Origin of the sequence: Methanobacterium formicicum (assembly GCF_029848115.1) — an archaeon.
GTDB lineage: Archaea > Methanobacteriota > Methanobacteria > Methanobacteriales > Methanobacteriaceae > Methanobacterium > Methanobacterium formicicum.
Genome location: NZ_JARVXG010000056.1, coordinates 90,597 through 97,500, shown reverse-complemented (window position 1 = coordinate 97,500; position 6,904 = coordinate 90,597). Strand labels below are relative to the sequence as shown.

At 39.3% G+C, this 6,904-nt stretch carries 9 protein-coding genes (1 of these 9 running past the window's edge); 2 read left to right on the top strand and 7 right to left on the bottom strand.

What is annotated here, in order from left to right; translation table 11 throughout:
• The 7 genes from QC759_RS10080 to QC759_RS10050 form a co-directional block, all read right to left on the bottom strand.
• Window positions 1–123 carry the start of an ABC transporter permease gene (locus tag QC759_RS10080; RefSeq protein ID WP_334097693.1) on the bottom strand. 999 nt of this gene lie to the left of the window's left edge, so the window shows 123 of its 1,122 coding nt (coding positions 1–123); its start codon is at window positions 121–123; its stop codon lies beyond the left edge, outside the window.
• 645 nt (window positions 124–768) lie between these two features.
• Window positions 769–1,107, bottom strand: coding sequence for an ArsR/SmtB family transcription factor (locus QC759_RS10075; protein WP_048072671.1), 339 nt, complete (start codon window positions 1,105–1,107; stop codon window positions 769–771).
• 20 nt (window positions 1,108–1,127) lie between these two features.
• Entirely contained in the window at window positions 1,128–1,739 is a 612-nt protein-coding gene (locus QC759_RS10070) for an HAAS signaling domain-containing protein (protein WP_048072672.1), read from the bottom strand.
• Window positions 1,732–2,076 (bottom strand): PadR family transcriptional regulator, encoded by a 345-nt coding sequence (locus QC759_RS10065; protein WP_048072673.1) that lies wholly within the window; start codon window positions 2,074–2,076, stop codon window positions 1,732–1,734. Before QC759_RS10065 ends, QC759_RS10070 begins: the two co-directional genes overlap by 8 nt.
• A gap of 240 nt (window positions 2,077–2,316) precedes the next feature.
• Window positions 2,317–3,036, bottom strand: a complete 720-nt coding sequence (locus QC759_RS10060) for a hypothetical protein (protein WP_052400038.1) — start codon at window positions 3,034–3,036, stop codon at window positions 2,317–2,319.
• Between the two features lie 90 nt (window positions 3,037–3,126).
• Entirely contained in the window at window positions 3,127–3,894 is a 768-nt protein-coding gene (locus tag QC759_RS10055; RefSeq protein ID WP_048072674.1) for a class I SAM-dependent methyltransferase, read from the bottom strand.
• Window positions 3,895–4,033: 139 nt separating this feature from the next.
• The gene (locus QC759_RS10050; RefSeq protein WP_048072675.1) at window positions 4,034–4,336 is read right to left on the bottom strand and encodes a DUF6506 family protein; all 303 of its coding nucleotides are present in this window, start codon (window positions 4,334–4,336) and stop codon (window positions 4,034–4,036) included.
• 155 nt (window positions 4,337–4,491) lie between these two features.
• Between QC759_RS10050 and QC759_RS10045 the strand changes: the two genes are divergently transcribed.
• Both QC759_RS10045 and QC759_RS10040 read left to right on the top strand, forming a co-directional pair.
• A complete protein-coding gene (locus tag QC759_RS10045) occupies window positions 4,492–5,514 on the top strand; it encodes a prenyltransferase/squalene oxidase repeat-containing protein (protein ID WP_048072676.1) in 1,023 nt (340 codons plus the stop codon).
• Between the two features lie 143 nt (window positions 5,515–5,657).
• Window positions 5,658–6,812, top strand: a complete 1,155-nt coding sequence (locus QC759_RS10040; RefSeq protein WP_048072677.1) for an aldo/keto reductase — start codon at window positions 5,658–5,660, stop codon at window positions 6,810–6,812.
• Window positions 6,813–6,904 lie beyond the last annotated feature (92 nt).

Genomic DNA, 6,904 nt, shown 5'->3' with positions numbered 1-6,904 from the left:
AACCATTCCCAAAGCCACGATAGTTGCTATCCCAATAGCAATCCCTATAACCGCCAGTGCCAGGCGAGCTTTATTCCTGAAGGGATTTTTGGCCATGAGTTTAATAAATGACAAATTAATCACCCGTTCTATACGATAAATTTCTTTTTATACGCTTAATTAAATTAATTTAACAAAATAATCCAAAATAATCTTTATTTTTTATATTGATTGAATTTGAACCTGTAATCTATGTTTATTATTAATAAAATGTCCCTCCAGTTGGGATAGTGAGGCGGCATAATCGGAGTTGATTTTTTTCACTTATTTTTAACCCAACTTTCATCAGGACATCTGATCTTTAAACACACTGTTTAACCATTAACTTTTCAAACTACCTCCTTTTAGATAACTCCATGCTATTTGTAATATAACAGTAGTTTAAACCTTTAAAAATAGTTATTCCAGAATTTAACCTCATTTCCCCCTTTTTTTATTCCACTTCTCCCGGAGTTCCCTAAAAATTACACCCAAATTCACCCAGAATGTAGATGAAAAATAGCAGAAAAATTAGCCTAAATAAAGATTACCTAAAAATGACCAATCCTAATTTAAAATTCTGTTGAAAAAAACCCATTAAAAATGATGTAAGTAATCAAATGCAGAAAACCAACACTAAAAACAATTTAAAAAAAAAAGAATTAAAAAAGAATTAAAAAAGATAAACCAGGGCAGAATGGAAAGATCCGTGAGTTTTACCCCTCAAACCACCAATCACCATCTCTAATTTCAGTGATGAGCTACTTCTACCGGGACATTATTCGCCAGGTAATAAACGTTGTTGTTGCTGGATACTCTAAATTCGTCCCAGATCTCCAGGAAAATATCGAAGTTTTTTTCCATCTTGTCCGATAGGAAATACAATGCCCCGTATCCTTTTCCGGTTGAGGTCACTATGTTGTTTTTCTCTAAAACCTCAATGTGGTATTTTATTGTTTTGTAGTTTAGAGAAAGTCTCTCTGCCAGCTGGTTTGCATTGTAAGGACGGTTTTTTAGTTCATCTATTATTCTGGCACGGTTTAATCCGCCCTTGGTACCGGCCAGTAACTTCCATAGGAATTTTCTCAACTTACAAACCCCCTATATAATTAAACATCTCTTTTACGTCCTTCTATAATTCTTAAATTTAATTTCAGGTATCTGATCATTAATTCGTAGAACCATTTAGACACGTACACCATGGCCACCACCAGAAGAATTCCCCCGATGGTTACCGCAAATCCACCCAGCATGGTAAATAGACTATCCATCAATACACTAGTGTTTGGAACAATCGACGGTGTCAATAGCAATTTTGGGAAAATGAAGCTCAACAGCGGTAACAGAACCCAGTAAATTCCTCCAAATATCATTACAAAACCAATGACGAACAGAGTAATTATGATAGCTACAACCACCAGAACGGGCACTGCCACAAATATCAGATTAAAAAGACCTAACCCCATTATTGCCAGGATTGCTTCAATTATACTGCCCACTGAAGGTTTATCCTCCGCCTTTTTGACCATATGATCGGCTTTGATCTGCTTGGCCACGTTTTTGGGATTTCCCAGGGCCTTTGAGATTTCTTCTTCAGTTCTGCCCTTTTCCATACCAATTGTAAAGTGCTCTTCGTAGTCAGAAATTATGTCTTCCCTATCCTCCTTTGGAAGTTTTCTCAGGAGTTTTCTAAGTTCCTTTAGATATTCATCCTTATTCATCCTTAATGTCCCCCGAATCATTCGTAATTTCAGAGTATAATAAATTATTGACACCTACGGAGAAACTCCGCCATTCTTTAACTAATTCTTCTTTTTTAACCTTACCCAAAGTAGTCAACTGGTAATATTTTCGAGGAGGACCCCCCTGGGATTCTTTCAAATATGAATCCAGGAATCCCTCCTTTTTTAACCTTTTGAGAAGTGGGTAAATGGTTCCTTCAGAAATGGAGATATTTTTGGAGATTTCATCTACCATTTCATAACCATAACAGTCTTTTCTGTCAAGAAGGACCAGAACACAGAGTTCCAGTACCCCCTTTTTAAATTGAGTGTTCATGATCATCACTGCATCTTACAAGGTACTGTATAATGCAAGGTACTATTTATAGTTTAGGACCAGGTGTTGATCATCACCACTCCCGATATTAAAAAAGACCACAACCTATGGGGAAAAAACCATATAAATTGATAATGTGATAAAAAAAAGAATTTATGGATATTTTATCTTTTAAAAAATGATTTTAATCCATATTTTATAAAAATCACTACCTAAAAAATATAAAATAAAAAAAAGAGTTCACTGCTTCAAGTAATCTGATGTGGAAGACAGTGATTTTACTGTTACCTCTGAATTTTTCCGGATTACGAATTCACTGAGCCCTACCTTTGATTCTGGGTTTTCCCAATGATAAGTGTACCCCAATCTTGTCCAGGGTACTCTTTTGACAAAATAGGAGGAGCGGGTGTTGTTCAGGAACCATATTTTGTAGGAGATATCTGTGTTATCCGGGAAGTATAACTGGGCCACCGTATCATTTATCTCATTATCAGCCGAAGGTCGGAATAAATCAACGGGTTTAACCCATAACTCCACAAAATAGGAGTTATTTGTATCTGGGGGTAGGCCTAAAAGCTGGGCAACCTCTAATCTAGGATCCCCACCCGAAGTGGGGTGAGTGGTAAAATAATTTTTCACCTCGGGATAGGCCGTCACCCAGGTATCACCCCAGGAGGTTTTGATATTTTGCCCTATCGGATAGCTAGACGGATACTTAGTCCATGCAACCACTAGAACCCTTTTATCCGCACCCTCACCCTGCCAGGATAGATTGTTATTGGATTCAACAATGGGAGTGAGATTATTATAAACATCACCTCCATCAGGAAGCATAGCATTAAATACTGCCCCTCGATAGAAAAAATCATAACCGGGGCAGTTAATAGTAGTGTATACACCAGCGGTTAATACCAAAACCGATAATAACACCAAGAACAGTGCAGATCTTCTGATTTTCATTAAAATGCCCCATTATCTTAAATCCATATTTAACCAATTCTCAGATTACAATCAATTACTTACATTTTTTAAGCCCTAAACATTAATCACTTATTCATTTATTAAATATTCAGCTACAACCAGCATTTCATAGTCTTCCGTGGTTAAAGGATCGTTTCTACTGAATTCGCCGAGTTTACACCCGTAAATGTCTACGGGGTTGAAGTTCAAAGACTTTAACAACCAGGTTATTTCGGAGGGAACGTAGTATCGTTCATTACAGTTTAAATTCAGGACTTTACCTTCATCATCTTCTATTTCCATCTGGTATTCATCCCGGAAGGTCATTAAATTAAATGAATTCTCCCTATTGGTTTGAGATTCAGAATTAGAGTTTATAAAATCTTTAACTGAATGGAATAAGGGGAAAAGCCCATTTAAGGTGGTGAATATTAGTTTACCACCCTTCTTTAATGATCGGCTGGCACTTTCCAGTATCTGGAAGTTCATTTCATCGGTTTCCATGAGGGGGAATCCACCCTCACACAGCATGACCACCAGGTCAAACTCTCCCTGGAATGGAAGGTTTCGGGCATCGGCCTGTATAAAATCGATTCCCACTCCAGATTCTGCTGCCTTTTCTCTGGCCCTTTTAAGCATTTTTTCAGATAAATCAACACCTGTAACCTGGTAACCTCGTTTAGTGAGTTCAATGGCATGTCGACCTGTTCCACAACCCACATCTAATATTTTACAGCTTTTATCATGATTTATTTCTGATTCCAGAAAATCTACTTCTCCTACTGTTCCCTGGGTGAATGATTCGTTTTCATATTTGTTTACGAAACTGTTGAATAGCTCCTGGTACCATTGTTGCATAGCTTAACCTCCGGATTATACAGCTATTTAATAGTTGATTTTATCCAAAAATTTACCTTATTATGAGTTTTTAACTTATTCAAAGATTTAAAATGTTATAATTCAATTCCCGGCAACGATGGTTCACTAAAAATTGGATCTAAAAAAGTTCATCCCCACTCTGGTGGTCAAAAGCAGGGTGCAGATCAAAACGTACGGCCCCTACCACTGCTTTTCCCTTCACTGCCCGGGCAATACGAGCAGTTCCTTCACTTCCAAACCCAGCACATAGTTCAATGGCAGTCACACCATCAGCAACTAATTTTTGGGCAGCTTCTTCTGCTTCCTGATAATTTTTAACACCGACCACCGAAAGTTCAATTACTGGTGATTCAATTACTGCACAGTGCTTTTGCGGATCAGCTTCCGGGGCAACAAATATAAATGCGGCTTTAGTTTTCATGTTTTTTATTTAATACCCTAACCTGTTATTTAATACTATCATGCGCTAATAATTAGATCCTGATTACATTTTAATTAAAGAAGGAATATCTGCATCAGGAAGAACCAACTAAGCATGATAAATATTTGTTATTTGCATGTATTTGAGGCTATTTTATGACCCATCTGATGACTAAATTTAGATACAACCCATTAAAACCACTTTTAGAATCAGATGACCCGGCAATTATATATTTTACCCGAAGAGACATACTGGAAGAACGGGTGGATCCGATCACTAAATTGTGGAATTTACCCCCAATCCAGAAACTCCTAATAAAACAGCTTGATGACGGTTCATGGCCGTCCAAAGGCAAAACTAAACATGCCGGCGTTAAATATTCATTAATTGAAACCTGGAAAGCTTTGAGATTTTTAATCCAACAGTACCAGATGAACAACACCCATCCCGCCATCAGGAAAGCTTCTGAGTATGTATTTTCCTGTCAAACTGATGAAGGAGACATCCGGGGAATTTTGGCCAACCAGTATGCCCCCTATTACACCGGGGCATTGATGTACCTACTTATCCTGGCAGGCTATGCAGATAACCCCCGTATTGAAAAAGGGTTCAGATGGCTCCTCAAAATGAGACAGAATGATGGGGGCTGGGTAATTGGCAGCCCGGGTATCACTGGTATTCCCCATCTCACCCGCCAGGAACTTTACGATTTAACTTCCAATGAAAATAGGGAAACTGTCCGGGCCTTGGATAAATCCCAGCCTTTCTCCGCAGCAGGTACAGGGATGGTTCTCCGGGCATTTTCTGTTCATCCTGCTTACAAAAAATCCAAAGCGGCCCGGACTGCTGCCCTGCTTTTAAAATCAAAATTCTTTAAAAAAGACAACTGGAACTCCTATCAGCATCCGGATAACTGGTTAAGATTCCAGTATCCCTTCTGGTGGACCAATCTTGTCACGGCACTGGATTCCCTTTCCCGGATGGGTTTTTCCCCCGAAGATCCAGACATTGAAAATGCATTGAACTGGTTAGTTAACCATCAGGAAGCGGACGGGTTATGGAAAGTGTCCTATTCCCGAATTCACAAAGAACCGGATAAAAAGAGAACGTTAACATCCCGATTATGGGTTACTCTATCCATCTGTAGAATTTTTAAAAGGTTTTACTCGGATTTTTAATCACTCTTAATCCAGAGATGGGAATGGTAACCGTGTAGAAACTGGTTGATTAATATTATGGAACTTACAAAAAGAAATGTTCAAAATAGATTGAATAACTGGATAAATCGAATATTTTAACGTTTACTGGAGGATTATCTCAAATGTTATACAGAAACTTTGGAAAAACTGGTAAAAAAGTTTCCATACTTGGTTTTGGATGCATGCGCCTTCCCATACTGGAGGGAAACCCGGAAAGGATAAATGAACCCCTGGCAACAGAGATGCTGCACCACGCCATAGACCAGGGTGTGAATTACGTGGACACTGCTTACCCTTATCATGGCCTCGATGCCACCCAGGGTGGTCAGAGCGAGATCCTACTGGGAAATGCACTGAAAGATGGAAACCGTGATGAGGTGTACTTATCCACTAAATTACCCAGCTGGTTGATAAACAAAAAGGAGGATCTGGACCATTATCTTAACGAACAGCTTCGGAGGCTTCAAACTGACCGTATTGACTTTTACCTCCTCCATGGCCTGGGGCAGAGAACCTGGGAAACTTTGACCAGTTTGGATGTTTTTCAGTTTCTGGACTCGGCCCGGGAAGATGGTCGGATAGGATACGCTGGTTTTTCATTCCATGATGAACTTAAACTCTTCAAAGAGATAGTGGACTCTTATCCCTGGAGTTTTTCCCAGATACAATACAACTACATGGACCAGGACTTCCAGGCAGGGAGAGTCGGTCTGGAGTACGCTGCATCCCAAGGTTTGGGAACTGTGGTTATGGAACCACTGCGTGGTGGTTGCCTGGTGAGAAACATTCCCTCTGATATTCAGACTATGTGGGACAGTGCTCCGGTTAAAAGAACACACGCAGAATGGGCCTTGAGGTTCCTCTGGGATCAAAGTAAAGTGAATGTTGTTTTAAGCGGTATGAGTACCCTGGAAGATGTAAAAGAGAATTTACGAATTGCTAATGATGGACAAATCCATAGTTTGACGGAAACTGAGAGAGATCTGATAGAGAAAGTTCGGAGGACTTATAAGGCCAGGACACATGTTGGTTGTACTGCCTGTGGTTACTGCATGCCCTGTCCCGAAGGAGTGGACATTCCCCTGAATCTAAACTTGTTAAATGATGTTTATCTATATCAGAACCTGGAAAAACCCTCGGGGAATTACAAGTTCCTAAAAGCTAAGGGGGGCAGTGCATCATTTTGCACCCAATGCGGTGAGTGTGAGGAAAAATGCACCCAGAACATAGCAATACGCAAATATCTCCAGGAAACTGTGGAGACCTTTGAAAACTAAATGACCGGCGCATACTAACAATCTTTATATACCATCAGTATCAATAATTCACTATCATTTCGATAGTTATCGAATTATAAAATTGAAGAGTA